This window comes from Bradyrhizobium australiense, from assembly GCF_013114825.1.
Taxonomy (GTDB): domain Bacteria; phylum Pseudomonadota; class Alphaproteobacteria; order Rhizobiales; family Xanthobacteraceae; genus Bradyrhizobium; species Bradyrhizobium australiense.
Genome location: NZ_JAAVLX010000002.1, coordinates 310,883 through 335,975 on the forward strand (window position 1 = coordinate 310,883; position 25,093 = coordinate 335,975).

The window sequence follows — 25,093 nt, forward strand, 5'->3', positions numbered from 1 at the left end:
ATCCGGGCTACAAGAGCCTACGCCTTCCCGCTCATATAGGCCGGCAGCCAATGCTCGAACGCCGTTTTCAGCGCACTCACCGCGACCGGCGCTTCACCGGCCACCGCGATCGCGTCGCCACCCGTGGTGCCGATCCGCGCGCACGGCACGCCCGCGCCGTTCATTTTGGCCAGCACCAGGCCGGCGTCGGCCGGCGGCACCGTCACGATGTAGCGCGCCTGATCCTCGCCGAACCAATACGCGTGCGGCACGATCGATGTAGGCGCCGCCAATAGCTGCGCGCCGATGCCGCTGGCGATAGCCATCTCGGCCAGCGCGATCAGCAAGCCACCGTCGGAGACGTCATGCACCGCAGTCGCCGTGCCGGCGTGGATCATGCCGCGCACCACGTCGCCGTTGCGCTTCTCGGCCGCGAGATCGACCGGCGGCGGCGCGCCCTCTTCGCGCCCGCAGACATCGCGCAGGTAGACCGACTGTCCGAGCCAGCCCTGGGTGTCGCCGATCAGCAGGATCGCTTCACCGGCGGCCTTGAACGCCAACGTGGCCGATTTGGTGAAATCGTCGAGCAGTCCGACGCCACCGATCGAGGGCGTCGGCAGGATGCCGCGGCCGTTGGTTTCGTTGTAGAGCGAGACGTTGCCCGACACGACCGGGAAATCGAGCGCGGTGCAGGCTTCCGAGATGCCCTTCAGGCAGCCGACGAACTGGCCCATGATTTCGGGCCGTTCCGGATTGCCGAAATTGAGATTGTCGGTGATCGCGAGCGGCCGGCCGCCGACCGCGGTGATGTTGCGCCAAGCTTCGGCGACGGCCTGTATGCCGCCTTGATACGGATCGGCCTCGCAATAGCGCGGCGTGACGTCGACGGTGAGCGCAAGCCCCTTCGGCCCGTCCCCGACGCGCACCACGGCAGCGTCGCCGCCGGGGCGCTGCACGGTATTGCCGAGAATGACGTGGTCGTATTGCTCCCACACCCAGCGCTTGGAGCACAGTTCGGGCGTGCCGATCAGCTTTTCCAGCGCCGCGGAAATGCCGAGCGGCGGCTTCACTTCGCGCGCGTGCACCACCGGTAAGGCTTCGGATGCGACATGCGGCCGGTCATACACCGGCGCCTCGTCGCCGAGCTCCTTGATCGGCAGATCGGCCATGACGTCGCCGCCATGTTTCACCACGAAGCGCTTGGTCGGCGTGGTGTAGCCGACCACGGCAAAATCGAGCCCCCATTTCTTGAAGATCGCCTCGGCCTCTTTCTCCTTTTCGGGCTTGAGCACCATGAGCATGCGCTCCTGGCTTTCCGAGAGCATCATCTCGTAGGCGCTCATCCCGGTTTCGCGGGTCGGCACCGCGTCGAGATCAAGATCGACGCCGAGGTCGCCCTTGGCGCCCATTTCGACCGCCGAGCAGGTCAGGCCCGCCGCACCCATGTCCTGGATCGCGATCACGCAGCCCTTTTCCATGATCTCGAGGCAGGCTTCGAGCAAGAGCTTCTCGGCGAAGGGATCGCCGACCTGCACGGTCGGGCGCTTTTCCTCGGAATTCTCGTCGAACTCGGCCGACGCCATCGAGGCGCCATGGATGCCATCACGGCCGGTCTTGGAGCCGAGATAGACGATCGGCATGTTCACGCCGGATGCCGCCGCATAGAAAATCTTGTCGGTCTCGGCGAGGCCGACCGCCATGGCGTTGACCAGGATGTTGCCGTCATAGCGGGTGTGGAAACGCACCTGCCCACCCACCGTCGGCACGCCGAAGGAATTGCCATAGCCGCCGACGCCGGCCACCACGCCCGATACCAGATGGCGCGTCTTCGGATGCTCCGGCGCACCGAACGAGAGTGCATTGAGGCAGGCGATGGGCCGCGCGCCCATCGTGAATACGTCGCGCAAAATGCCGCCGACGCCTGTGGTCGCGCCCTGATAGGGCTCAATGTAGCTCGGGTGATTGTGGCTCTCCATCTTGAAGACGACAGCCTGGCCGTCGCCGATGTCGATCACGCCGGCGTTCTCGCCCGGCCCCTGAATCACCCAGGGCGCCTTGGTCGGCAAGCCGCGCAGGTGGATTCGGGAGGATTTGTACGAGCAGTGCTCGTTCCACATGGCCGAGAAAATCCCGAGCTCGGTGAATGTCGGCACCCGCCCGATCAGCTTGAGGATGCGCTCATACTCGTCGGGCTTCAGCCCGTGGCTGGCGACGAGTTCGGGGGTGATCTGGGGCTCGTTCATGGGTGCCTTAATAGGAAGATCGACGGGGGGCGAAAAGGCCTTTTATGGGGCATTTCCGCCCTGTCCAGAGCTTTGCGAAGGGAGCCTTGCGGTATCGGTGTTTGCACATCGTTCCCGGATCGGATTTAAGGGCTCAAGCATCCAATTGAAGGCCATTTTTAGTGAACGAACTTCCCAAAAACGCATTCCACCACCGCCCCGATCTGCACGTCGAAACCAAGGGCGAATTTGCGGGCTGGCGGACCTGGACCCGCGACAGTTTCGAGACCCATAACGGCCCTTTCTGGCACCGAATGGACGAAAACGGCCAGGTACGCTGCGCGTTCCGGGTCGAGAAAAAGCACCTCAACGGCATGCGCAACGTACATGGCGGCTGCTTGATGTCGTTCGCGGACTATTGCCTGTTTGCGATTGCCTCTTCCGTGCTGGAGGGGCCGGGCGTGACGGTATCGTTTGCCTGCGAATTTCTCGACGCAGCGCGCGAGGGCGAACTGGTCGAATGCGAAGGTGAAATCACCCGCGCCGGCGGCTCGCTGATCTTCCTGCGCGGCATGCTGAAATCCGGCGAGCGGTCGCTGTTCACCTTCTCAGGTACCATCAAGCGCGTGAAGTGGAAGAAGCCGACTGGCACCGGCGCCGTTGCCACATGACGACCCACATGCCCGTCGCGGCTGGCGCGACTATGGATTGCTGCTCGCCCTGGCGTGCTGCTGGAGCTCGACGTATCCGCTGACCAAGATCGGCCTCGGCTCAATCCCGCCGGTCACTTTCATCTCGGCGCGCTCGCTGATCGCGGCGGGCTTTCTGCTCGTGATCCTGCGTGCCCGCGGCTTACGGTTGCCGACGGACGGCAAGGCCTGGAAGCTGTTTGCGTTCCAGCAGACCATCAATTCGACCATTCCGTTCCTGATGATCACCTGGGCGCAGCAATATGTGGCGGCAGCGCCGACCGTGGTGCTGGCCTCGACCACCCCGATCTTCGCTTTCCTCATCACCTGGGCCGTCACCCGGCACGAACCGGCGACGCCGCTCAAGCTGATCGGCGCCATTCTGGGCCTGGCTGGTACCGCCGTGACCATCGGCCTCGATACGCTCGGCGGGCTCTCCAGCAACCTGTTCGCCGAAATGGTCATCCTGATCGCGACCGTTTCCTTCGCCTGCGCCACGATCTTCGGGCTCAAGCTGACCGACTACGACCCGATGGTGGTTGCGGCGGGCTCGCTCTTGTTCGGCGGCACCGTCCTGTTGCCGCTCGCGCTGATCGTCGATCATCCCTGGACCTTGCGGCCGACAGCCGAGGCGCTGGTGGCCATCGCCGCGATGGGAATATTCTCAAGCGCCTTCGGCCTGATGCTGTTCTACATGTGCCTGACGCGGCTCGGCACGCTCACGACCAATGCGCAGGGATACTTGCGGATCCCGATCGGCGTCGGCCTGTCGGTCCTGCTGCTCGGCGAACCCGTGCCGCCGAATCTGGCGCTCGGCCTCATCCTCGTGATGGCGGGCGTCGCTGCGATGACCATCCCGCGCGACCATTATCGCAAATGGATCGAGCGCCTGCGCGGCAAGCCGAAAGCCGGATGAAGGCCATCGGTGAATCAGCCCAATAATTGTTTCGGATCGCAAGCCACTCAGCTTGCGCTTCGCGCAAATATTTCGGCGCGCGTCGCATCTGCAGCAGCAATTCGTTGAAGACAATCCTGGCCTCGGCGGTACGTCCCGCCATGCGCAGCAGCATGCCGTAAAGCACCTGGCCTCGGCCCCGGGGAAATAGGCGACGAGCGCATGGTATTCGTCGAGTGCCTCGCGTCCGACCTCGGCTAAAGCGCGGGCATAGAGTAGATGGCCCTCGGCCGATTCAGTTGTGGTTTGAGCACGAAACATATCGCTCCGATTCCACATTCGTGGCCAGTGGTGATCACGGCGGAACAGCAACGAACTGTGATTGACAGACAGGAACGCATGCGAGCGCACGGTGTTGCGCCGTTATGCAACCAGAACAGGAGCAATCATGAAACTCGCAACAATGGGATTGGCCATGGCGCTGGCAATCACGAGCACCTTCGCCCTGGCGCAAGCCGGCGGCAGCGGCGCCGGCGGAAGTTCGGGCACGGGCGGCGCGGCGGCAGGTGGTGCGGCAGGATCCTCCACCAGCGGAACGACCGCCGGCAGTGGAGCAGGCGGAAATTCCACCACCGGCATGACCAACGATGCCGGGAGCGCCGCAGCCGGCCGAAACAGTCCAGTGAACCCGTCGGGGAACACTCATATCAACCCCTCACCGAGCGGTTCAACCTTGTCGCCGACAGGTCCGGGTTCGACCACCGGCCGATAACAAAAAGCCCCGCTCGGCGGGGCTTTTTCATTGCATGATCGCTGGGTGCTATTTCTTGTCTTCCAGCAGCTTTTTGTATTTCTCGACGTCGCGCGTCACCAACTGGCCGAGCACTTCGCTCGCATGCTCGTTGGCGTCGGGGGCAACCGTGGAGAGATCGTGAAAACGCTTCTTCACCGTCTCGCCCTCGACAGCGGTCTTGGCTGCGGCGTTCAGTCTCGCGATGATCGCAGGCGGCGTGCCTTTTGGGGCGAACAGGCCGTTCCAGCCCTGCGCCTCGAATTCGGGAAGGCCAGCCTCGGAGGAAGTCGGCAGATCGGGCAAAGTTGCAAGCCGCACCGTTGAGCCGACGACGAGGCCCTTTACCAGCTTGTCATCGATCGCCTGCGACACCGACGCGGCCGCGTCGCAGACGCCGTCGATCTGGCCGCCGATCGCGTCCGTCAACGCCGGCGCCGCGCCGCGATAGCCGACCAGCGTCACGTCGATGCCGGCCGCCTGCACAAAGCTCTTGCAGATCAGGAAATTCGAGGAGCCGACGCCGGCGTGGCCGAGGTTGACCTTGCCGGGATTTTTCTTCGCGTAAGCAATGAAGTCCTGCAGGTTCTTCGCGGGGAAATCCTTGCGCAGCGCCACGATTCCGAAGGTTTTCGCAACGACCGCGATCGGCACGAAGGATTCCGGCGTGAACGGCAGTTTCGGATAGATCGTATAGGTCGCGGCACTGGTGCCGGCATTGCCGATCGCGATGGTATAGCCGTCTGCTTCCGCGCGCGCGGCACGCGTCAGCGCAGTCGAGCCGCCGGCGCCCGCGATATTCTCGATCACGATCGGCTGCCCGAGCGACTTGGCCATCTCCTCGGCAACCACACGCGCGATCACGTCGGAAGTGCCGCCGGCCGCGAACGGCACGATCATGGTGATGGGACGCTTGGGATAATCCTGCGCGCGGGCTGCCACGGCGCATAGCAGCGCCACAACGACAATCGTCAGGCGAGACACGAAGAACCTCACGCGGCTTTTTCCAGATGCGCGGCAAGGCCCGCGAACAGGCCGCGGCCGTCGGTGCAGCCCATGATGTCTTCGACGTGATTTTCCGGGTGCGGCATCATGCCGAGCACATTGCCGCCCTCGTTGACGATGCCGGCGATCGACTGCGCGGCGCCATTGATGTTGGACTCCTCATCGACGATGCCCTCTGCGGAGCAATAGCGATAAAGCACCCGCCCCTCGTCTTCGAGCCGCTTCACCGTCTCCTCATCGGCTTCGTAGTTGCCCTCGCCATGGGCGACCGGCACGCGGATGACCTGACCGGCATTGTAGCCGCGGGTGAACGGCGTATCCGAGCGCTCGACCCGCAGATGCACGTCCTTGCAGACGAATTTCAGCCGCGCATTGCGCATCAGGACGCCCGGCAACAGGCCGGCTTCGCACAGGATCTGGAAACCGTTACAGACGCCGAGCACGAGACCGCCGCCAGCGGCAAATTTGCGCACGGCATCCATCACCGGCGCCCGCGCCGCGATGGCGCCGCAGCGCAGATAGTCGCCATAGGAAAAGCCGCCGGGCACGACCACGAGATCGGTCCCCTTGGGCAGCGCGGTGTCAGCGTGCCACACCATCGCCGCCTCCTGCCCCGAGGCGAGCTTGAGCGCCCGAGCCATGTCGCGCTCGCGATTGATTCCCGGGAAGACGAGGACGGCGGATTTCATGGTGGTTCCCGGCTGGACAACGAGAATCGTCGGCAGAAGTGCCGACGCAGCAAAGACATAACCATTTGACGCCGGTTTTTCCAGTGCTAGCGTCGCCAAAACGGCCTGCATTGCAGCCACACTCAACAACAATCGCGCAGGGATGGAAGCCATGAATGTCCCGTCGCGGGCGACATCTGCGACCGAACCGATGAGCTCCGAAGGCGTCGTCGCGGCCGGCGTCTACGTCGATGGCCGCCGCATCGCCAATATTGCCATCGAGGAGGCGTCGAGCTGGCGCCGCAAGCCTGGTCACGTCGTCTGGATCGGCCTCTACGAGCCTGATCTCGCACTCCTGACCAGCGTGCAGCAGCAGTTCGACCTGCACGATCTCGCGATCGAGGACGCCAACCACGCCCATCAGCGCCCCAAGATCGAGCAATATGGCGACGGGCTGTTCATCGTGGCGCGGACCGCGCAAATGATCCAGGGCCGGATCGCATTCGGCGAAACCCATTTGTTCGTCGGCGAAGGCTACCTGGTCTCGGTGCGGCATGGGGCATCGACGTCATATGCACCGGTGCGCGAACGCTGCGAGAGCTGCCCCCGCGCGCTGGCGCGCGGAGAGGACTATATTCTCTACGCCATCCTCGATTTCATCGTCGACAACTATTCCCCCGTGCTGGACGCGATCCACGAGGAGGTCGAGGAGATCGAAGACTACGTGCTTGCCCATACCATCACGCGGGCCCAGATCGAACGTCTCTACATGCTGCGCCGGGATCTGCTGCGGCTGCGCAACGCGATTGGCCCGCTGGTGGAGGTCTGCCGCCGGCTCGAACACGACAATCTGCCGATGGTGCGCTCGACCATGCAGCCGCTGTTTCGCGATGTCACTGACCACGTCAGGACCATTCAGGAGCGCACCGATTCAATGCGCGAGGTGCTGGCGTTCGCGTTCGAGGCAAGCCTGCTGGTCGGCCAGGCACAAGAGACGGCGGTCTCCAAGAAGCTGGCCTCATGGCTCGCCATCATCGCTGTCCCGACGGCGCTGGCCGGAATCTACGGGATGAACTTCAAGCACATGCCTGAATTAGAATGGGACTACGGATATTTCTTGGTGCTTGGATTGATGCTCACCGCCTGCACCGGACTGTACTGGCGATTCCGCCGCACGGGGTGGCTGTGAGCTGGCGGCAGATCTTACAACGTCGGAGCGTCATTCAACTCGAGGCGGTGCTCGATACGATCCAGACGGTCTTCGTGCCGGACCAGTGTCGCATGAACTCCTGAAATCTCTTGGAAGGCGCCCGTGATTTCTCGGCGAATGCGGTTCTGAGACGTGCGCGACGCCTGCATCTCCTGTTTGAATTCATCGATCTTGCCATCGACCTGCGCCAGCGGCGCCTGCAGCGATTTCAGGACTTCAAACATGAGTTCGGGCGTTACATCAGCCATCTGGTCGTTCCTAGGCTTTCACCTCGATAGCGTAATTCTCGATCACGGTGTTCGCCAACAGCTTGTCGGCGGCATCCTTCAATGCCGCTTCCGCCTTGGCCTTGTCCGAACCGGACAGTTCGATGTCGAATACCTTGCCCTGACGGACGCTGGCGACGCCATCGACGCCGAGCGACTTTAGCGCGCCTTCGATGGCTTTGCCTTGCGGATCGAGGATGCCGGATTTCAACGTAACGGTAACGCGTGCCTTCACGAGACTTGCCCCAGTTCTTCTCAGCTCTTCACCAGCACCGGGCCCGAACCGGCCGGACGCTCGTTCTCCATCAGAATGCCCAGACGTTTCGCCACTTCGGTATAGGCTTCAAGTAAGCCCCCGAGGTCACGGCGGAAGCGGTCCTTGTCGAGCTTCTCGTTGGACTTGATATCCCACAGCCGGCATGAGTCGGGCGAGATTTCGTCGGCGACGATGATCCGCATCATCTCGTTCTCGAACAGCCGGCCGCATTCCATCTTGAAATCGACCAGACGAATGCCGATGCCGAGAAACAGCCCGGTGAGGAAGTCGTTGACGCGGATGGCAAGCGCCATGATGTCGTCGATTTCCTGCGGCGTCGCCCAGCCGAACGCGGTGATGTGCTCTTCGGAGACCATGGGGTCGTTGAGCTGGTCGTTCTTGTAATAGAATTCGATGATCGAGCGGGGAAGTTGCGTGCCCTCCTCGATGCCGAGGCGCTGCGACAGCGAACCGGCCGCGACGTTCCGCACCACCACCTCCAGCGGCACGATCTCGACCTCACGAATCAGCTGCTCGCGCATGTTGAGGCGGCGGATGAAATGGGTCGGCACCCCGATATCGTTGAGGTGCTGAAACAGGTACTCCGAAATCCGGTTGTTGAGGACGCCCTTGCCCTCGATCACCTGGTGTTTCTTGGCATTGAACGCGGTCGCATCGTCCTTGAAGTGCTGGATCAGGGTTCCCGGCTCCGGACCTTCATACAGGACCTTGGCCTTGCCTTCATAAATACGGCGTCGACGGCTCATTGGGATGTACCGTGTTTTGTTGAAATCCATGAAATTGGTGTGCTCCGGATGACAAGGGTTTGCGACCACGACGGAGCTGCCGTGAAGGCCAGGTCCTGAACAAAGCGACCGGAAACAGAACAAGAACCTCGCCTGATGGCAACCTATCCGATTGGCCCATCCAGCACAATCGACCCGGCCCGATTGGGCCCAACTTATCCCGATTGCCTGCGGCTTAACGGACCGTTGTTTTACCGATTCGCCCCCTTTATCTAGGTAGTCCATCGGGCCGCGACAACGCGGCCTTATTTACCATTTGCGGGGATTGGAACCGAAGAATGAGCACTTTCGACAAGCGCGAGGAAGGTTTTGAGAAGAAATTCGCCCTCGACGAGGAGCAGAAGTTCAAGGCTGAGGCGCGCCGCAACAAGCTGCTCGGTCTTTGGGCAGCGGAAAAGCTCGGCCTTTCGGGCGATGCCGCCACCGCCTATTCCAAGGACGTGGTCGCGGCCGATTTCGAGGAAGCCGGCGACAAGGACGTCCAGGACAAGGTGGTGAAGGATTTTGCCGCCAAGGGCATCGCCATATCAGCCCCGGAAGTGCGCGCCAAGATGGACGAACTGATGGCGCAGGCCATCGCCCAGGTGAAGGCGGGGACCTAAGGGCGGCAGCGTCATTCCGCGGCGCCTCGAAGAGGCGAACCCGGAATCTCGAAATTCCCCGGGGTGCAATTGCACCCCTGGGGTCTGGTCCTTCGGACCATCCCGGAATGACGGCGCTAAAATCCGAGCGCCTTTATCCCGCGGTATTCCTTCCGCACAATCTCGATCAATCGTCGCGCCGCCGCGCTCAAAAACCCGCCGCGGCGCGTCACTGTGACCACGTCGTGGCTTGCCTTGAGATCGCGCACGCCGATGGTCGAAATCGTCTTGTGTCGCAGCTCCTCGGCGGCATTGCTTTCCGATAGCAGCGCAATGCCGAGGCCCGCCTCGACCAACCGCTTCTGCGCGGTCAGGCTGTCGACTGGCGTCCAGTCGATTTCACCCAATCCATGTGTCTGAAACAGTGCAAACACATGCGCGGCCGTGATCTCGCGCCTGCCTGGCACTACCGGAAATGCGATCCAGCGCTCGCCGCGCAGATCGGCGAGCTTGGCGACACGGCGGCCGGCGCGTGGATGATCCAGCGCGCATACCACCTGCAGCCGTTCGGAGACCAGCAATTCGCAGTCGAGATCGCGCGAGCGGTCGCGGTCATAACGCAGCCCGATGGTCACCTCGCCGCGCCGGACCATGTCGCTGACCTCCGCGCTGGTCGCGGTACGCAGGCTCAATTCGATTTCCGGGTGCTCGGCCGCGAAGCGCTTTAGAATCGCCGACAGCCGCCCACCGGCGAGCGTACCGACCACGGCCAGCGCGACCGGACCTGAGTTCGGCCGCGCCAGCGCGCGGACCGCATTCTCCGCATCTTGGGCGGCGGCGACCGCGCGCTCCGCGTAAGGCACCATCACCCTGCCGGCATCGCTCAGCGTGGTCCGCCCCGCGATCCGCTCGAAGAGCGGCAGGCCGAGCTCCTGTTCAAGCAATGCGATACGCCGCGAAATCGCCGGCTGCGAGCGGTGCAGGACTTTTGCGGCATTGGAGATGCCGCCGCGGCGATGAACCGTCAGGAACGTATTGAGCGCATCGCTGTCCATCTTCCGTCCATGCAAAACGCTGATGATGTCCAGAGAAATAACAAATTTGGCTGATGCCTGCCAGGTCGCTAGTTTCGCTGCCAACCAGAACCAGCCGATAACCCAAGCGGAGCTACGATGCGAACTCAGATGCAAAAGGCAGAACTCTTTCGCGCGCTGCATGCGCGCCCGGGCGCGTTCATCATTCCCAATCCCTGGGACGCCGGCACTGCAAAACTGCTTACAGCCATGGGCTTCGAGGCGCTCGCGACCACGAGCCTCGGCCTTGCCAACACGCTCGGCAGCGCGACCGTCAGCCTCGATGCCATCATCGAGAACTGCCGGGTGATCGCGGAAGCAACCGACCTTCCCGTCAGCGCCGACCTCGAGAACTGCGGCGCCGACGATCCGAAAACCGCAGCGAAGGCGATCGCGCGTGCGGCGGCAGCTGGCGCCGTTGGCGGCTCGATCGAGGATTCGACCGGCGATCCGCGCAAGCCGATCTACGACTTTTCGCTCGCGGTCGAACGCGTGCAAGCGGCGGTCGAAGCGGCCCGCGCCCTGCCCTTTCCGTTCATGCTGACCGCGCGGGCAGAGAATTTCCTGCACGGCCGCAAGGATCTCGACGACACCATCAAGCGGCTGCAGGCATTCGAGGCGGTTGGCGCTGATGTCCTGTACTCGCCCGGCCTTTACGACATCGACACGATCCGCACAGCGGTGTCGTCGGTCGGCAAGCCATTCAACCTGGTGATGGGATTTGCCGATCCGATGCTGACGCTTCCGCAACTCTCCGAGGCCGGCGTCAAGCGCATCAGCGTCGGCGGCGCGATGGAGCGCTACGCGCTGGCGGCGTTCCTGAAATGCGCCCGCGAGATGAAGGAGCGGGGTGCGTTCACCTATGTGCGCGAGATGGCGCCAATCGGGGAACTGCGGGCGGCGTTCGGGTGATCCCCCCGTCATTCCGGGGCGATGCGAAGCATCGAACTATGGTGCGCAATTGCGCACCTTAGAATCTCGAGATTCCGGATCGCCGCTTCGCGTCGTCCGGAATGACGTTGCCGTCACGTCGCGACGGTAACGTCACTCCTCCTTAAACCCATACTCCGGCACGTTCCCGCTGGCGCCGTAGTATTTGTACGGCAGGAATTTCCCTGACATCGTGATCTTGACCCGGTCGCCCTTCGGATTGGCGACGCGGTCGATCGCCATGTCGAAATCGATCGCCGACATGATGCCGTCGCCGAATTCCTCTTCGATCAGCGCCTTCCAGGCCGGGCCATTGACCATCACCATTTCGTAGAAGCGATAGATCAAGGGGTCCGTCGGCGGCATCGGCGTGCCGGTGCCGCGCATCGGGACCTCGTTGAGCATCGCGATTTCCGCTTTCGACAGGCCGAACAGCTCGCCAGCATTGGCGGCCTGCGGCTTGGTCAGTTTCATCTGGCCCATGATGGCGCCTACGATCAGCACTTCCGAATAGCCGCCGATCTTTCCGCAGATATGTTTCCAGCTCCAGCCCTTCTCGCGCTTGATGTCGAGCAGCTTTTCTGTGAGGTCTTCACGTTTCATGTTCGTCTCCTTATCACCCGTCATGCCCGGGCTTGTCCCGGACATCCACGTACTTGTTTCGCGTTCCCTAGGAAGCCGTGGATGGCCGGGACAAGCCCGGCCATGAGGCCTCTATGGAATCCTGGTCTGCCGATGTAATGATGAGTTCCGGTTTGCCCGGCCGCACAACCGGCACGTTGCGCGGATCGTGATCGGTCCGGTGGCGGCGAACGTCTTGCTACGGCTGACCAGAAAATCGACGATGTGGTTGCGCAGCGCGTAGTAGAGCGGATGGCGGTGCAGATCGATGCGGCCACGGTCCTTCGGCAACGGATTTTCCACGATCTCGGCGAGCACAGCGCCGGGACCGTTGGTCATCAGAAAAATCTTGTCGGCGAGATAGATCGCCTCGTCCACGTCATGGGTGATCATGAAAGCGGTCTGCCCGGTCTCGAGACAAATGCGCCGCACTTCGTCCTGCAGCGTGCCGCGGGTCAGCGCATCCAGCGCCGAGAACGGCTCGTCCATCAGCATGATCTTTGGCGTGATCGAGAGCGCCCGCGCAATGCCGACCCGCTGCTTCATGCCGCCCGACAGTTCAGATGGGCGCTTGTGCTCGGAGCCGGTAAGACCAACCAAGTCGATGAACTTCTGCGCATGCGCCTTCACCTTGGCGCGGTCCCATTTGCGCCATTTCGAGCTCACGGCATAGGCGACGTTGCCGAGCACCGTGCGCCACGGCAACAGCGCGTGGCTCTGGAAGATCACGGCGCGGTCGAGGCTCGTGCCTTCAATGCCCTGTCCGTCGACGATGACCGCGCCTTCGCTCGGCTGGTCGAGGCCGGCCAGGATGTTCAAGACCGTGGTCTTGCCGCAACCGGAATGGCCGATCACACAGCCGAACTCGCCGCGGTTCATCGATAACCAGAGATTCTCGAAGATGGTGGTTTCGCCGCCACCGGCGCCCGGATAGCGCCGCGCGATGCCCTCGATGGAAATGAATTTGTCGGTCATCACCTACTCCGGAAACGTGACCATGCGCGTGAACCGCGCCAGGATCTGGTCGAGCAGCATGCCGACGATGCCGATCATGAGGATGGCGATGATGACATTGGTGATCGAGAGGTTGTTCCACTCGTTCCAGACGAAGTAGCCAATGCCGGTGCCGCCGACGAGCATCTCGGCCGCGACGATGACGAGCCAGGCGATGCCGATCGAAATCCGCATCCCGGTGAGGATCGTCGGCGCCGCGGCCGGCAGGATCACCGTGAACGCGCGCCTTATAGTGCCGACTTCCAGCGTGCGTGCGACGTTGATCCATTCCTTGCGCACCGCGGCGACGCCGAACGCGGTGTTCAAAAGCATCGGCCAAACCGAGCAGATGAAGATCACGAAGATCGCGGAAATACTTGAATCCTTGATGGTGTAGAGCGCAAGCGGCATCCAGGCGAGCGGCGAGATCGGCTTCAGCACCTGGATGAACGGATCGAGTGCCTTGCTGATCAAGGGCGACATGCCGATCAGAAAGCCAAGCGGGATCGCGACGATCACCGCGAGCAAATACCCGAGGCCGACGCGCGCGATGGAGTAGCCGAGCTGGATCCCGAGCCCCTTGTCGTTCGGCCCGTTGTCGTAGAACGGCTGCCTGAGGTGCTCCCACAATTTGGCGCCGACATCGAGCGGGCCCGGCATTGCCGATTTGCCCTGCGTCGCCGTCAGCCCCATCAGCTTGGCGTATTCCGGCGACATGTTGCCGACAGCGCCCGTCGAACGGGTGGCGAGATGCCAGATGCCGAGGAACGCCGCGAACAGCACGATCGAGACGACGGCGGCGCGGAAGCGAAGTGATGAGGTCATTGGGGATAGTCTCTCAGCCCATCGTCCCGGCGAACGCCGGGACCCATACTCCGCGGCGTTCGTAATGAAGGAAGGCCTCTGACATCGTGCCCAAAAGAGGCGACGCGGCGTATGGGTCCCGGCGTTCGCCGGGACGACAGAAGCAAATGTAGTTGCGCGCCCGCCATCACGACGCCTTCCTGATCTTGAAGCTTGCGAGATAGTCCTCCGGCTTCGCCGGATCGAACATCTTGCCCATCACCGAAAAGCTCTTGGTCGTCGCCGTGGGCGGCGTCAGCCCGGCCTCCTTCATCAGCCGCGTCGCGTCGGTCGCAAGATAGACCTGCGCGGCAACACCGGCATAGTCGATCTCGCCCTTGATCTGCCCCCAGCGCTTCATCTGGGTCATGATCCACACCGCAAAGGATTGCCACGGGAACGGATCGAAATCGACGCGGTTCGGCTGCTGGACAATGTTGCCCAGCCCATCGGCGAAGGTGCCGGTCAGGATCTGCTCCAGCACGATCGGCGGCTGGTTCAGATAGTTGGCCGGCGCGATCGCCGCGGCAATCTCCTTGCGGTTCTCCGCCTTGTGCGCGTACGCGGTGGCTTCGATAATCGATTTGAGCAGCGCGCCATAGGTGTTCGGCATCGACGTGACGAATTCCTTCGACGCGGCGAAGGCGCAGCACGGGTGTCCTTCCCAGATATCCTTGGTCAGGATGTGGATGAAGCCTGCGCCGTCAAATACTGCACGCTGGTTCATCGGATCGGGCCCGAGAAAGCCATCGATATTGTCGGCGCGCAGATTGGCGACCATTTCCGGCGGCGGCACCGCGCGGATCTGCACGTCGGCATCGGGATCGATGCCGTGCTCGGCGAGATAGTAGCGCAGCAAATAATTGTGCATCGAGTAGTCGAAGGGCACGGCGAATTTAAAGCCCTTCCAGTCCTTCGGATTGCGCTTGTCCTTGTGCTTGATCGACAGCGTGATCGCCTGCCCGTTGATGTTTTCCACCGCCGGCATGGTGTAGGGAATCGGATTGGAGCCGGCGCCCATGGTGATGGCGAGCGGCATCGGCGACAGCATGTGGGCGGCGTCGTATTCCTTGTTGATGGTTTTGTCGCGAATGACGGCCCAGCCGGCGGTCTTGATCACTTCGACGTTCAGGCCGTTCTTGGCATAGAACCCCATCGGCGCCGCCATGATGATCGGCGTCGCGCAGGTGATCGGGATGAAGCCGACCTTGAGGTCCTTCTTCTCCAGCGGCCCGCCTTGCGCGAACACTTCCGTCGCCGTCTTGAGCGGGAAGAATTGCGACAGCGCCGCCGCGGCGGTTGCCGCGCCTACCGATTTCAGGAACGCGCGCCGTGCGACATCCTGCGGGAACATCGCGCGCATTACGGCGGAGGCGACCGCGCCTTCGTAGCGCTTCTGCTCGCTCTCGATGGCGGACTGGACCTGCAGTTGGGCGGCTTGGTGCTCGGCCTCGCTGACATGCTGGCCACAGCAACAGCCACCGGCATGAAGACGGCGATTGGGATCGAATGGGTTGTCGAAGGTAGACATCAGCCCTCCTGCGCGACGTTGCACCCTAATTAAGCAAGGCACATGCCAGCCCCGTTCTGCGGCGATAGCTCTGAGATCGCAGGGATTCTGCTGACGTTGGCGGCTACGAAAATTCGTGATACACGAAATGTCGTAGTTGAATTACGAGATTTCGGAGTACCGACCGGATGGATCTGGCCCTCGGCTCAACCGCCCCGCCGCAGGACATCGAACTGCGCGCCGCCGCGTTCGAATTCTCAGTGGAGCCCGCGCTGCTGCTCGATCCCCATGCCGACCAGATCCTCGACGCCAATCCGGCGGCCTGCACCCTGCTCGGTTATGATCGCGCCTTGCTGCGGCAGACCAAGGTCAGCACGCTCCACAGCGGACAATTGCCCGCACTGATCGTTTTCACGCAGGCCGTGCTCGACAAAGGCGCCTACTGGACCAACGCGCTGACCCCGCGGCACGCCACCGGACAAAGCCTGCGCCTCGAATATGCCGGCTCGCTGTTGCCGAGCGACGGCCGCTCGCTGGTGCTGCTCACCATGAGCGATCTCGATGCGCGCCGCCGCCGCTATGTCGACGCGGCGGCCGAAGACCATATGCGCGGCGGCATTGCGACCTGGCAGCGGGTCGAGCGCGTGTTTCAGGACATCGAACGGGAAAACCAGTTGATCCTGCGCGCCGCCGGCGAAGGCATTTACGGCGTCAACGCCGAGGGCAAGACCACCTTCGTCAATCCGGCGGCCGAGCGGATGCTGGGCTGGTCCGCTGAGGAATTGGTCGGCAAGGAAATCCACCCAATCGTTCATCACACCCACCATGACGGGCGGCACTACCCCGATCACGACTGCCCGATCTACGCCGCGTTTCGCGATGGCGCCGTGCATCAGGTCGATGGCGAGGTATTCTGGCGCAAAGACGGCACGCCGGTCTGGGTCGAATATACCTCGACGCCGATCCGCGATCGTGGCGTCGTGGTAGGCGCCGTGATCGTGTTCCGCGACGTCAGCCAAAGGCGCGAGGCCGACGAGAAGCTGCATGCGGCGCTCGCCGAAGTCGACCGCCTGCGCGAACGGCTCGAATTGGAAAACGCCTACCTCCAGGAAGAAATCCGCATCGAGACCAATCCGCGCGGCATCATCGGCCAGAGCGAGGCGATCCAGAAGACGCTACGCCAGGTCAAGCTGGTGGCGCCGACGACGGCCGCGGTCATGATCACCGGCGAGTCCGGCACCGGCAAGGAACTGATCGCGCGCGCCATCCATGAGGCCAGCAGCCGCCGCGACCGGCCGCTGATCCGGGTCAATTGCGCGGCGATCCCGCGCGAGTTGTTCGAGAGCGAGTTCTTCGGCCACGTCCGCGGCGCCTTCACCGGCGCGATGCGCGACCGCATCGGGCGGTTCGAGCTTGCCGACGGCGGCACGCTGTTCCTCGACGAGGTCGGCGAAATTCCACTCGAACTGCAGGGCAAGCTGTTGCGGGTGCTGCAGGAGGGCAATTTCGAGCGCGTCGGCGAAGAGCGCACCCGCGCCGTCGACGTGCGCCTGATCGCCGCCACCAACCGCGACCTCAAGCAGGAAGTGCAGCGCGGCCGGTTTCGCGAGGACCTCTATTTCCGCCTCAACGTGTTTCCGGTGGAATCGGTGCCGCTGCGCGAGCGGCGCGAGGACATTCCGCTCCTGGCGCAGCATTTCTTGACGCGCGAGAGCAAGGCGCTGAAATCAGAGCTGCGGTTGTCGGAGGGCGATGCGCGCAAGCTTTCGCGCTACGACTGGCCCGGCAACGTCCGCGAACTGCAGAACGTGATCGAACGCGCGGCGATCCTGGCGCAGAACGGCCGTTTGCGCATCGACCTGCCGGACGCGCCAAGCGTGCAGCCCTCCCCCGCTGCGGCACGCGCGAAAGCAGATAGCCACCCCGTGGTCATGACATCAGCGGAAATGCGCGCCCACGAGCGCGCCAACATTCTCGCCGCGCTGCAGGCCTGCTCCGGAAAAGTGTTCGGCCCCGGCGGCGCGGCGGAAATGCTCGACATCAGGCCGACCACGCTGGCTTCTCGCATCAAGGCGCTGGGGATTGCGAACGCGCGCGGCTCGGGTGGCTAATTGGGGCATGTCGGCTTCCCACGGCAAAGCGGAAGGCGTGCGGCTTGACCGTGATCGGCGGCTTATTACCCAATTGCGACAGTATGGGCATCCCATGTGACCTGTTGTACAAGATCACGTCTAGGTTGGATCGCAGGCATGATGCAAGAGCGGCCAGACCGGGTCGAGCGCAGGTTGGCGGCGATCTTAGTCGCCGACGTGGCTGGCTATTCGCGGCTCATGCACCAAGACGAAGAGGCCACGCATGCCAAACTGACTGCTCTCCTAATGGAGGCTGTCCACCCCGCAATTGCCGAACACGGCGGGCGCATCGTGAAGAATACCGGCGACGGGTTGTTGGCAGAGTTTCCAAGTGCAGTCGAAGCGGTTCGAGGGGCTGTACAGTGCCAGACCCGCGTTGGCGAACTGACAATCGGAGATGCTGAAGATAGGCGCATTGCTTTCCGTGTGGGCATCAATATTGGCGACGTAATCGTCGAGCCCCACGACATCTTTGGAGACGGAGTTAACATTGCGGCGCGGTTGGAGGGTATCGCAGAACCGGGCGGCATCTGCATCTCGGCTTCTGCCTACGATCAAGTCCAGGGCAAGGTCGGCGTTGAGTTCGCCGATCTAGGCGAGCAGAATCTCAAGAATATCGACCGCTCGGTGCGGGCCTATAGCGTGGTCAGGGATGGACCTGGCCCGGCCACCCAGACTGAACGCGCAAGACAAGGCGCGCTTTCAACGCCTCGTCGTTCTATGAATCGGATCCGAGCGCGTTTGACACCTGTCGGCGGCGCGCTTGCCTCAATTGCAGTCGTCGGTGCGGTGGCCGGTGGCCTCGTCGTCTTGAAGACGGTCCGCACTGACGTTTTGCGGGAAGGGCAAAAGACACAGAGAGAGGCAGCGGCCCGGCCCGATATCGCTCCCCGCTTGTCTCTTGTCGTCCTGCCCTTTGCGAACCTCAACAACGATCCGGAGCAGGACTATTTCGCGGACGGTATTACGACTGACCTGACGACCGACCTCGCACAGATGCCCGGTGCATTCGTGATTGGGCGCGGGACGGCTTTTACCTACAAGAACAAGCAGGTCAATCTTAAGACGCTCGGCAAGGAGCTTGGCATTCGCTGGGCCATACAGGGCGCGGTGCAGCGGGCCGGAGGTCAAGTCCGTATGAATGTGTCACTTTCCGACCTGTCGACTGGCCGAGACGTCTGGTCGGACCGCTTTGACGGTGATCGGACAAATCTTGCAGGCTTGCAGGAGCAGGTCACGGCGCGGCTCGCCCGCTCTCTCAACGTCGAACTCGTCCAGGCCGAAAGCCGGCGCAGCCAAATGGACCAGTCAACGAATCCAGATGCTGTGGATTTCAACATGCGCGGCTGGGCAAAGCTCTATGAGCCGCGGACCAAGGTAACAAACGCGCAGGCAAACAACTTGTTCGATAGCGCGCTGCGCCTCGATCCGGATAACATTGATGCGATGCTCGGGAAAGCGTTTTGCATAGCCAGTGGCGTGATAAACGGATGGTCAACGTCCGTGGTCGAGGACAAGAAGACGGCGATCAAACTAATTGATCAGGTTCTCGCAAAGCGCCCGGCGACCGCAAGCGCGCACATAGCCAAGGGAAGCATTTTGCAACACGGAAATCCCGAGGGAGCGCTACCTGAATACGATGCAGCTTTGGAAATCGACCCTAACTCGCCGGTCGCGTACGCATCAAAGGGAATCGGACTTCTCACGGCGGGACGCGCGCGCGAAGCGTTCTCCCCAGTTCAGATCGCTTTGCGCCTAAGCCCCAAAGATCCGGCCGCTGGCACTTGGCGCTTCTTCCTCTGTCATGCTCACGTGCATCTTCGCCAATATAACGAAGGCATTGAGGAATGTAGGCGCTCGATCAATTTGAACAAATTGGACTGGTTTCCGTATGCGGATCTGATTTCAGCTTATGGAGCCACCGGCCAGTTGGAAATGGCCCAGCAAATGTTGGCCGAATTGAACGCAATCCGGCCGGACTTCACGGTCCAGTGGTTCCAGCGAATAGGCTACGCACGTTCCAGCAATCCGCAGTTTCGTCGTGAGTACGACGACATCGTCGAGGGACTCAGAAAAGCTGGCGTTCGCGAGCAATGAGGCGACAAGAAGATGGCTGAAACTTCATTGCGCAAATAAAGGACCTTTGCGCCGGAATGGTGCTTGCAGCGGGGGAGCCGAGTGGCAGCGCGGTTGGCTGCGCAGAGGAGCCAATGGGATGTCTCCTCATGGCCCCAAAAGCGAATGCATTAATGTTGGCTGACAATCGCCTTCGGAGAGTAAAGCGGACCTGACCTAGTTAGGAGTTCATGCCTTAGTAGCGGCGGCCGCCGACGGCGAACGATGAGGCGCCGGGTAGCGAATTGATCTCGCTGTCGATCCGGCCCGACTGCTGGACGTAGCCGACCCCAAGCGACAGGCTGAGGTTCGACGTCGCCTGGAATTCGACGCCGGCATTCACGCTGGAGATCGGCAGCGTGCCGGATTTGGAGTCGAACGGCGCGAACGGGCCACCGATGCCGGTATTGTATTTCAGCGTATCGAAGCCGGCATAGAAGGTGACGGGCAAGCCGCTATTCTTGAGGCTGTAGCCGAACTGCACGCCCTCACTATAGAGCGAGCCGAAACCGCCGAACGCATTCTGGCTGATGCCGTTGAAACCCAAATTGCTACGCTGACTGCCGACAACCGTTCGAAAAATTGTAGCGTGCATAGGAAGAGCCGTTTCCGACGTCGCGGAAGTCGAAACTCGGAAAGCTCCCGTAAGCGTTCGGGCTCTCGCCCCCATCGCCGCTAAAACCCATCGGCCAGCCGGGAATCCAGTAATTCACCGGCGAGGCCTGGGCGTGGGCCGCTCGCGCGCCCAGGCACAGCATCACCGCGACCAATGCGAAACTTAATCTGCCTGAGAACATCGACATCCGCGCGACCACCACCTGCGCCGCGATTATACGCATCGCAGATCGGAACGCCAGAGCGGAGCGATGGCGCGGTTCCATCAGTTCGCGCCATCGCTTCAAGAATCGCAGGCCGCCTTGTTGGAGTCCAATTCGCCGGAATCAGACTGCAACCTCTGACGCGTCGTTATGCCGCCTTGGTCAGCTTGGCCTCCATCGGCAGGCCCTCTTCGATCGGCAGCGACGGATCGCGCGACCATTCGTTCCAGGAGCCGAAATACATCCGCACATCCTTCGCGCCGGCGTTCTTCAGCGCAAGGAAGGTGTTCGAAGCGCGCGCGCCCTTGAAGCAGTAGAGATTGACCGGCGTGCTCTGGGTAATGCCGACGGTGGCGCATTCCGCCAGGATCTCGTTCTTGGATTTGAAGCGCGGCCCTTCCGCAGTCGGCTTCATCATCCGGTACCATTCGAGCCAGACGGCGCCGGGGATGCGTCCCTTGCGCGGGCAGAAGTCTTTGCCGTACGGCGACGAGCTCTCGCCAATCCACTCGTCGATGTCGCGCACATCGAGCAAGGCGATACCGGGCTCGCCAACGGCGGCAAGCATGGTCTTGGCATCGATCAGGATGTCGCCCGCTTCAGGCAGAACCGAAAACGACGTGCTCACTGGCGACGGCACGTCTTTGGTCACCGGCAGGCCGGCCGCCACCCAGGCATCGTAACCGCCATGCAGCACCTTGACCTTGGGATAGCCGAGCATGGTGAGCAGGTAATAGCCGCGGCAGGACTGCCCGAAGCCGGAATTCATCGACTGCTCGTAAATCTACATCCGCAACCTCGCGCCCTACATCGTCGACGAGCCGCCGGGAGCGTCGGCCGCAGGCGATAAGGAATCCGCGCGAGGACGCCTGCTCAGCGCGGCGACGCATCTGTTCTGCAAGAACGGCATCAACGCCACCGGGATCGACGCGATCATCGACGAAGCCGGCACCGCGAAGACCACGCTCTACAAACTGTTCGGATCGAAAACCAATCTCGTCAACGCCGTGCTGGAAAGCGAAGGCAAGGCCTGGCGCGAATGGTTCATCGGCGCGATGGAGGATGGCGGTGGCGATGCGCAGGCGAAGCTGAAGCGGATTTTTCCGGCGCTGAGGCGCTGGTTTGCGGAGGAGCGCTTCTACGGCTGCCCCTTCATCAACGCGGTCGCCGAGCACGACAAGGATGCCAAGCAGTTCCGCGACATCGCGCTGCGCCACAAGAAGGTGGTGCTGGCGCACATCGAAAGGCTCGTCGCTGAAATGGGTGCCGCCGAGCCGCAGGTGCTCGCCCACCAGCTCGCGCTGTTGATCGACGGCGCCATCATCGCCGCCATGGTCTCGCGCGATCCCGGCGTCGCCGACACCGCAGGTCTTGCCGCGGGTAATCTGTTCGGGCCTGCCAAAGTGAAGAAGACGAAAAGAGCCGGTAACCCTGCGGAGCTAGTCGCTGTCTAAGAGCTACAGGGACGCGGAAGCCGTGACAGTCAGGCCGTGCGCGAGGACAACTCCGCCGGCAATAATCAGACCAATGCCCGCGGCGCGGCTGAGCCATTGGCTGCCCGGCAGCAGTCTTTCGAAGGCGACATAGATCGCCACCGCGGCGATCCACACCAGGTTCATCACGCCGGCAACGAACAGCAGCGCCATCAGAAACCAGCAACAGCCGACGCAGTAGCTGCCGTGCCGAAAACCCATGCGCAGCGCGCCCATGACGCCCGGTTGCCAATAGCGGCTCAGGAACAATACCGGATTCTGGCAGTAGTGGAGGCAGGCGCGCTTGATCGGCGAGAGCTGATAGAGCCCCGCGGCAAGCAGGATGGTCCCAGCGAGCATGGTGCTGGTGCTCGCCATCATGCTGGACAGCAGTCCGGCCTGTTCAAGTGCCCACTGCACCGCGACCGCGACCAGGCTAAAGCCGGCCCATATCAAGAGATAGCCGGCGAGAAAGAGCCAGCTTGAGATGATGGGATTGTCCGTCGCACGCCTGCGTTTGATCGCCGTAAACAACAGCACCATTGGCGCCGCGCTCGGCACCATCATTGCGATCATCATCACCCACCACATCGCGAACATCAGCGCGGCCTGCGAGGGCGACCATGGCTCGGGGTCCATGGGCATGTCGGCCATGCTCATGTCGATGCCGGCGCCCGCGACCAGATAGCCCCAGGCGAAGGCGACCACGGCAGCCACGCTGAATGCCACGATCAGACGATCGTGGCGCAAGGTCTGTTCAAGCGCAGAGGTCCCGGACATGGACTTAACCTCCGCCACCGAAACGGCACGTCGAAATGCCGTCTCCAATCCCGCATCAGGCCGCGACGCCCTCCGGCGTCTGGACGACGTTCGCCAGCGAGCTGTGCGATCCCGTGGTGTCGAACTCGATCGCGCCGGTCGAGCGGATGTTGGCCGAGGCGACCTCGGCAGCCCGGTGTTCGAAGCCCTCGGGCATCACGACCTGAATGCGATGAGGCTCTCCGGTCACCGGATTCTTGATCGGCTCGACCTCGGTCTCGAGCACGCCCTTCGCCACGACGCGCGCCACGCGTCCATCCTTGTCGAATGAAAACTCGATGGGCACAAACAACGGCTCATGCATCTTGGTTACGATCAGGCTCAGAATCTGGAACAGCGTGCCTTCGGCGGAGTTCTGGCCCGACATGATCTTGAAAAGCGCGTCGCGTTGTTCAGGCGTCGCCCGCTCGTCGATGATCGGCTGCAGCTGGCCGTTGCCCTCATGCAGCGCGCCAGGGAAATGGACGGTGGCCGCGAAGACGAGGCCATCGAGATTTGTTTTCTCGAAGTGCCCTTTAGTGATCCTCATGCCGACCAGGCCCTTGCAATAGCCCTGGGTCGGCCGCGCGTTGAAATCGCACGGACAGCCAAACGCGCAATTGCAGTTCTTGATCCATTCGCCTTCGAGACGCCAGTCAGATGTAGCCATCGCACACACCTCCGATTTGCGTTGTCGATCGGACTGCAGCCGCTTCAATTGCTCCTTGGGCGTCGAATGCTCGATCAATGCGAGCGGGACCAGATCGCGGTCAAAAGCAATCGCCACGATTGGCGTCTTGCGACGTGCTGTCCTAGCGAGATGAGCTTACTCCGTTTGTCCCTCAAGGGACAGCGATCGTAGAGTGGGCGAAGCGTGCCCACCATAACATTGTAGCGGGACGGCATAGATGGTGGGCACGGCGCTAACGCGCCTTTGCCCACCCGACCATTTTTTCCAGCCGATCGAGTTCCGCCGCCAGATCGCCCTCGACATCGGCAACCCGCATCTCGATCACGCGGTAATCCCGCGCCTCCAGCCACGCCTTCCGCCCAGCGCGGTCGGCGACGATTGTGTCCGACTCGTTCGGGTTGACCAGTTCGATCGCGAGCCGATGCACGAAGGAAACGAAATCAGGGATGTGACGCCCGACCGGGGTCTGGCGCTTGAACTGGCCGGCGAAGCGGCGGTCGCGGGTCAGCGCCTGCCACAGGATGCGCTCGGCGTCGGTCGGGTTGCGCCGGAGCAGCCGGGCCAGCCCGCGCACGGTCGAGCTGTCGCCGGGAACCGCCGGCCCCTGTCCGTGCTCGGCCAATAACGCGCGGAGCCTGGTGGCCTGTTCGCCGTCGAGCACGCCGCCCTTGGCCGGGCCCTTGCGGCCTTCCGCGATCGCCATCACCACCCCGTGCAGGGTGTGCATGTCCTGCTTGGTCGGGTCCATCCGGGTGAAGATGTTGCGCAGGTTTACCAGCATCGTCTCCCGCTTTTCCCGCGGGCGGAGGAATTCGACCTTGTCGAGTTCCCGGACCAGATTGTCGAAGAAGGCCTGCATCTGATGTTGCGAAGCCGGCTCGGACCGCTCCGGCATCGCGAACGGCAAGGCGCCCCCGGTCGACAGCTTGAACCACTCGTAGCCGATCAAGAGTACCGCCTGCGCCAGATTGAGGGAGGCGAAGCCGGGGTTGACCGGAAAGGTGATGATCCGGTTGGCGAGCGCCACCTCCTCGTTCTGGAGTCCGTAACGCTCGCGGCCGAACAGGATGCCGGCCCCGCCGCCGCCTCCGACATGGGCCACAAGCTCGGCTGCCGCTTGTTCCGGCGCGACCACCGGCTTGGCCTGGTCATGGGCGCGGGCGGTAGTGGCGAACAACAGCGTCAGATCGGCTACCGCCTGCTCGACGGTGTCGAACAGTTCGGCCTGTTCCAGAATCTGGTCCGCGCCGGCCGCCGAGCGCTGCGCCGCGATGTTCGGCCAGCCGTCGCGCGGATTGACGATCCGCAGACGCGACAGCGCGAAATTGCCCATCGCGCGCGCGGCCATGCCGATGTTCTCGCCGAGCTGCGGCTCGACGAGGATCACAATTGGTCCGGCTAAGTCCAAACCAGTCTTGGTTTTATCGGTGCCGGACATTCTCCACTTCACTTTCTGATTCGACTTCCGAAGTTGATTCAACTTCTGAACATTTGAATCCGCGCGCGATGCGCGCACGATTCACACTCTCATGTTTGCCCGTTTTAGAAAGGCGGCCGGAATTCCCGAGCCTGGGAATCGGGTTAGTAGCGTTTTCGCTAGTTCGCTCAAAGCCTCAATTGGGCCTCGTCTGGAACGTCGCTTGCGCGCATTAGACTTTCGGATAGGCTAACAATCACAAACAAAGCGAAGCTGCAAACCAGCCCCAAAGCCGAGTTCAACGGCGAGGGAA

At 62.5% G+C, this 25,093-nt stretch carries 24 protein-coding genes and 2 pseudogenes; 8 read left to right on the plus strand and 18 right to left on the minus strand.

The window, feature by feature from the left end; genetic code table 11:
- Positions 1 to 17: 17 nt before the first annotated feature.
- Positions 18 to 2,222: a phosphoribosylformylglycinamidine synthase subunit PurL gene (gene purL, locus HCN58_RS05135; RefSeq protein WP_171578269.1), complete on the minus strand. Its 2,205-nt coding sequence runs from the start codon at positions 2,220 to 2,222 to the stop codon at positions 18 to 20.
- Positions 2,223 to 2,383: 161 nt separating this feature from the next.
- Here purL and HCN58_RS05140 point away from each other — a divergent pair, with 161 nt between their 5' ends.
- Together HCN58_RS05140 and HCN58_RS05145 are read left to right on the plus strand one after the other, a co-directional pair.
- Positions 2,384 to 2,872 carry a PaaI family thioesterase gene (locus HCN58_RS05140; RefSeq protein ID WP_171578270.1) on the plus strand — a complete coding sequence of 163 codons (489 nt, stop codon included), beginning with the start codon at positions 2,384 to 2,386 and terminating at the stop codon, positions 2,870 to 2,872.
- The gene (locus HCN58_RS05145; protein ID WP_235983387.1) at positions 2,862 to 3,806 is read left to right on the plus strand and encodes a DMT family transporter; all 945 of its coding nucleotides are present in this window, start codon (positions 2,862 to 2,864) and stop codon (positions 3,804 to 3,806) included. The genes HCN58_RS05140 and HCN58_RS05145 overlap by 11 nt, the downstream gene beginning before the upstream one ends.
- A 402-nt stretch (positions 3,807 to 4,208) precedes the next feature.
- Here HCN58_RS05145 and HCN58_RS05150 read toward each other — a convergent pair whose 3' ends face one another.
- The 3 genes from HCN58_RS05150 to purQ all read right to left on the minus strand — a co-directional run bounded on the left by HCN58_RS05150 (position 4,209) and on the right by purQ (position 6,269).
- Positions 4,209 to 4,487, minus strand: coding sequence for a hypothetical protein (locus HCN58_RS05150; RefSeq protein ID WP_171578271.1), 279 nt, complete (start codon positions 4,485 to 4,487; stop codon positions 4,209 to 4,211).
- Between the two features lie 118 nt (positions 4,488 to 4,605).
- A complete protein-coding gene (locus HCN58_RS05155; protein ID WP_376701147.1) occupies positions 4,606 to 5,571 on the minus strand; it encodes a tripartite tricarboxylate transporter substrate binding protein BugD in 966 nt (321 codons plus the stop codon).
- Positions 5,568 to 6,269, minus strand: coding sequence for a phosphoribosylformylglycinamidine synthase subunit PurQ (gene purQ / locus HCN58_RS05160; RefSeq protein ID WP_171578272.1), 702 nt, complete (start codon positions 6,267 to 6,269; stop codon positions 5,568 to 5,570). The genes HCN58_RS05155 and purQ overlap by 4 nt, the downstream gene beginning before the upstream one ends.
- A gap of 151 nt (positions 6,270 to 6,420) precedes the next feature.
- Here purQ and HCN58_RS05165 point away from each other — a divergent pair, with 151 nt between their 5' ends.
- The gene (locus tag HCN58_RS05165) at positions 6,421 to 7,437 is read left to right on the plus strand and encodes a magnesium and cobalt transport protein CorA (RefSeq protein ID WP_171578273.1); all 1,017 of its coding nucleotides are present in this window, start codon (positions 6,421 to 6,423) and stop codon (positions 7,435 to 7,437) included.
- A 14-nt stretch (positions 7,438 to 7,451) separates the two neighbouring features.
- Here HCN58_RS05165 and HCN58_RS05170 read toward each other — a convergent pair whose 3' ends face one another.
- From HCN58_RS05170 to purC, 3 genes are read right to left on the minus strand one after another with little or no spacing between them, the layout of a single operon-like run.
- Positions 7,452 to 7,706, minus strand: a complete 255-nt coding sequence (locus HCN58_RS05170; protein ID WP_171578274.1) for a hypothetical protein — start codon at positions 7,704 to 7,706, stop codon at positions 7,452 to 7,454.
- Positions 7,707 to 7,716: 10 nt separating this feature from the next.
- Positions 7,717 to 7,959: a phosphoribosylformylglycinamidine synthase subunit PurS gene (purS, locus tag HCN58_RS05175; protein WP_171578275.1), complete on the minus strand. Its 243-nt coding sequence runs from the start codon at positions 7,957 to 7,959 to the stop codon at positions 7,717 to 7,719.
- Between the two features lie 20 nt (positions 7,960 to 7,979).
- Positions 7,980 to 8,747: a phosphoribosylaminoimidazolesuccinocarboxamide synthase gene (purC, locus tag HCN58_RS05180; protein ID WP_008974302.1), complete on the minus strand. Its 768-nt coding sequence runs from the start codon at positions 8,745 to 8,747 to the stop codon at positions 7,980 to 7,982.
- Between the two features lie 317 nt (positions 8,748 to 9,064).
- Here purC and HCN58_RS05185 point away from each other — a divergent pair, with 317 nt between their 5' ends.
- Positions 9,065 to 9,388, plus strand: a complete 324-nt coding sequence (locus HCN58_RS05185) for a DUF1476 domain-containing protein (RefSeq protein WP_171578276.1) — start codon at positions 9,065 to 9,067, stop codon at positions 9,386 to 9,388.
- A 116-nt stretch (positions 9,389 to 9,504) separates the two neighbouring features.
- Here HCN58_RS05185 and HCN58_RS05190 read toward each other — a convergent pair whose 3' ends face one another.
- A complete protein-coding gene (locus tag HCN58_RS05190) occupies positions 9,505 to 10,422 on the minus strand; it encodes a LysR family transcriptional regulator (protein ID WP_171578277.1) in 918 nt (305 codons plus the stop codon).
- Between the two features lie 117 nt (positions 10,423 to 10,539).
- Here HCN58_RS05190 and HCN58_RS05195 point away from each other — a divergent pair, with 117 nt between their 5' ends.
- Complete coding sequence (locus HCN58_RS05195) at positions 10,540 to 11,352, plus strand: isocitrate lyase/PEP mutase family protein (RefSeq protein WP_171578278.1); 813 nt, start codon at positions 10,540 to 10,542, stop codon at positions 11,350 to 11,352.
- 132 nt (positions 11,353 to 11,484) lie between these two features.
- Here HCN58_RS05195 and cynS read toward each other — a convergent pair whose 3' ends face one another.
- The 4 genes and pseudogenes from cynS to HCN58_RS05215 form a co-directional block, all read right to left on the minus strand.
- The gene (cynS, locus tag HCN58_RS05200) at positions 11,485 to 11,973 is read right to left on the minus strand and encodes a cyanase (protein WP_171578279.1); all 489 of its coding nucleotides are present in this window, start codon (positions 11,971 to 11,973) and stop codon (positions 11,485 to 11,487) included.
- A gap of 67 nt (positions 11,974 to 12,040) precedes the next feature.
- Positions 12,041 to 12,966: pseudogene (locus HCN58_RS05205) on the minus strand (ABC transporter ATP-binding protein).
- Between the two features lie 3 nt (positions 12,967 to 12,969).
- Complete coding sequence (gene ntrB / locus HCN58_RS05210; protein WP_171578280.1) at positions 12,970 to 13,809, minus strand: nitrate ABC transporter permease; 840 nt, start codon at positions 13,807 to 13,809, stop codon at positions 12,970 to 12,972.
- Positions 13,810 to 13,975: 166 nt separating this feature from the next.
- A complete protein-coding gene (locus HCN58_RS05215) occupies positions 13,976 to 15,358 on the minus strand; it encodes a CmpA/NrtA family ABC transporter substrate-binding protein (protein ID WP_171578281.1) in 1,383 nt (460 codons plus the stop codon).
- 167 nt (positions 15,359 to 15,525) lie between these two features.
- Between HCN58_RS05215 and HCN58_RS05220 the strand changes: the two genes are divergently transcribed.
- Together HCN58_RS05220 and HCN58_RS05225 are read left to right on the plus strand one after the other, a co-directional pair.
- Positions 15,526 to 17,448, plus strand: coding sequence for a sigma 54-interacting transcriptional regulator (locus HCN58_RS05220; protein WP_171578282.1), 1,923 nt, complete (start codon positions 15,526 to 15,528; stop codon positions 17,446 to 17,448).
- A gap of 138 nt (positions 17,449 to 17,586) precedes the next feature.
- Positions 17,587 to 19,566: an adenylate/guanylate cyclase domain-containing protein gene (locus HCN58_RS05225; RefSeq protein WP_171578283.1), complete on the plus strand. Its 1,980-nt coding sequence runs from the start codon at positions 17,587 to 17,589 to the stop codon at positions 19,564 to 19,566.
- A gap of 214 nt (positions 19,567 to 19,780) precedes the next feature.
- Here HCN58_RS05225 and HCN58_RS05230 read toward each other — a convergent pair whose 3' ends face one another.
- From HCN58_RS05230 to HCN58_RS05235, 3 genes and pseudogenes are all read right to left on the minus strand, one after another.
- A complete protein-coding gene (locus HCN58_RS05230; RefSeq protein WP_311966772.1) occupies positions 19,781 to 20,179 on the minus strand; it encodes a hypothetical protein in 399 nt (132 codons plus the stop codon).
- Positions 20,136 to 20,423 (minus strand): hypothetical protein, encoded by a 288-nt coding sequence (locus tag HCN58_RS37030; RefSeq protein ID WP_311966773.1) that lies wholly within the window; start codon positions 20,421 to 20,423, stop codon positions 20,136 to 20,138. Before HCN58_RS37030 ends, HCN58_RS05230 begins: the two co-directional genes overlap by 44 nt.
- Before the next feature lie 127 nt (positions 20,424 to 20,550).
- Positions 20,551 to 21,186: pseudogene (locus HCN58_RS05235) on the minus strand (sulfurtransferase); the annotation flags it as partial.
- Between the two features lie 25 nt (positions 21,187 to 21,211).
- On the opposite strand from HCN58_RS05235, the gene HCN58_RS05240 reads away from it, so the two are divergent.
- Positions 21,212 to 21,856: a TetR/AcrR family transcriptional regulator gene (locus HCN58_RS05240; protein WP_171578643.1), complete on the plus strand. Its 645-nt coding sequence runs from the start codon at positions 21,212 to 21,214 to the stop codon at positions 21,854 to 21,856.
- A gap of 3 nt (positions 21,857 to 21,859) precedes the next feature.
- Here HCN58_RS05240 and HCN58_RS05245 read toward each other — a convergent pair whose 3' ends face one another.
- The 3 genes from HCN58_RS05245 to HCN58_RS05255 all read right to left on the minus strand — a co-directional run bounded on the left by HCN58_RS05245 (position 21,860) and on the right by HCN58_RS05255 (position 24,801).
- Positions 21,860 to 22,654, minus strand: a complete 795-nt coding sequence (locus HCN58_RS05245; protein WP_171578284.1) for a DUF2182 domain-containing protein — start codon at positions 22,652 to 22,654, stop codon at positions 21,860 to 21,862.
- 55 nt (positions 22,655 to 22,709) lie between these two features.
- Complete coding sequence (locus HCN58_RS05250; protein WP_171578285.1) at positions 22,710 to 23,342, minus strand: DUF1326 domain-containing protein; 633 nt, start codon at positions 23,340 to 23,342, stop codon at positions 22,710 to 22,712.
- Positions 23,343 to 23,595: 253 nt separating this feature from the next.
- On the minus strand, positions 23,596 to 24,801 hold the full coding sequence (locus tag HCN58_RS05255; protein ID WP_171578286.1) for a TrmJ/YjtD family RNA methyltransferase: 1,206 nt from the start codon (positions 24,799 to 24,801) through the stop codon (positions 23,596 to 23,598).
- Positions 24,802 to 25,093 lie beyond the last annotated feature (292 nt).

Excerpts from the sequence above, each read along its gene's own strand:
- purL (WP_171578269.1), bottom strand. The coding sequence starts at position 2,222 with ATGAACGAGCCCCAGATCACCCCCGAACTCGTCGCCAGCCACGGGCTG.
- purQ (WP_171578272.1), bottom strand. The coding sequence starts at position 6,269 with ATGAAATCCGCCGTCCTCGTCTTCCCGGGAATCAATCGCGAGCGCGAC.
- HCN58_RS05165 (WP_171578273.1), top strand. The coding sequence starts at position 6,421 with ATGAATGTCCCGTCGCGGGCGACATCTGCGACCGAACCGATGAGCTCC.
- HCN58_RS05170 (WP_171578274.1), bottom strand. The coding sequence starts at position 7,706 with ATGGCTGATGTAACGCCCGAACTCATGTTTGAAGTCCTGAAATCGCTG.
- purC (WP_008974302.1), bottom strand. The coding sequence starts at position 8,747 with ATGAGCCGTCGACGCCGTATTTATGAAGGCAAGGCCAAGGTCCTGTAT.
- HCN58_RS05185 (WP_171578276.1), top strand. The coding sequence starts at position 9,065 with ATGAGCACTTTCGACAAGCGCGAGGAAGGTTTTGAGAAGAAATTCGCC.
- HCN58_RS05190 (WP_171578277.1), bottom strand. The coding sequence starts at position 10,422 with ATGGACAGCGATGCGCTCAATACGTTCCTGACGGTTCATCGCCGCGGC.
- HCN58_RS05195 (WP_171578278.1), top strand. The coding sequence starts at position 10,540 with ATGCGAACTCAGATGCAAAAGGCAGAACTCTTTCGCGCGCTGCATGCG.
- cynS (WP_171578279.1), bottom strand. The coding sequence starts at position 11,973 with ATGAAACGTGAAGACCTCACAGAAAAGCTGCTCGACATCAAGCGCGAG.
- ntrB (WP_171578280.1), bottom strand. The coding sequence starts at position 13,809 with ATGACCTCATCACTTCGCTTCCGCGCCGCCGTCGTCTCGATCGTGCTG.
- HCN58_RS05215 (WP_171578281.1), bottom strand. The coding sequence starts at position 15,358 with ATGTCTACCTTCGACAACCCATTCGATCCCAATCGCCGTCTTCATGCC.
- HCN58_RS05220 (WP_171578282.1), top strand. The coding sequence starts at position 15,526 with ATGGATCTGGCCCTCGGCTCAACCGCCCCGCCGCAGGACATCGAACTG.
- HCN58_RS05225 (WP_171578283.1), top strand. The coding sequence starts at position 17,587 with ATGATGCAAGAGCGGCCAGACCGGGTCGAGCGCAGGTTGGCGGCGATC.
- HCN58_RS05230 (WP_311966772.1), bottom strand. The coding sequence starts at position 20,179 with ATGCACGCTACAATTTTTCGAACGGTTGTCGGCAGTCAGCGTAGCAAT.
- HCN58_RS37030 (WP_311966773.1), bottom strand. The coding sequence starts at position 20,423 with ATGCGTATAATCGCGGCGCAGGTGGTGGTCGCGCGGATGTCGATGTTC.
- HCN58_RS05245 (WP_171578284.1), bottom strand. The coding sequence starts at position 22,654 with ATGTCCGGGACCTCTGCGCTTGAACAGACCTTGCGCCACGATCGTCTG.
- HCN58_RS05250 (WP_171578285.1), bottom strand. The coding sequence starts at position 23,342 with ATGGCTACATCTGACTGGCGTCTCGAAGGCGAATGGATCAAGAACTGC.
- HCN58_RS05255 (WP_171578286.1), bottom strand. The coding sequence starts at position 24,801 with ATGTCCGGCACCGATAAAACCAAGACTGGTTTGGACTTAGCCGGACCA.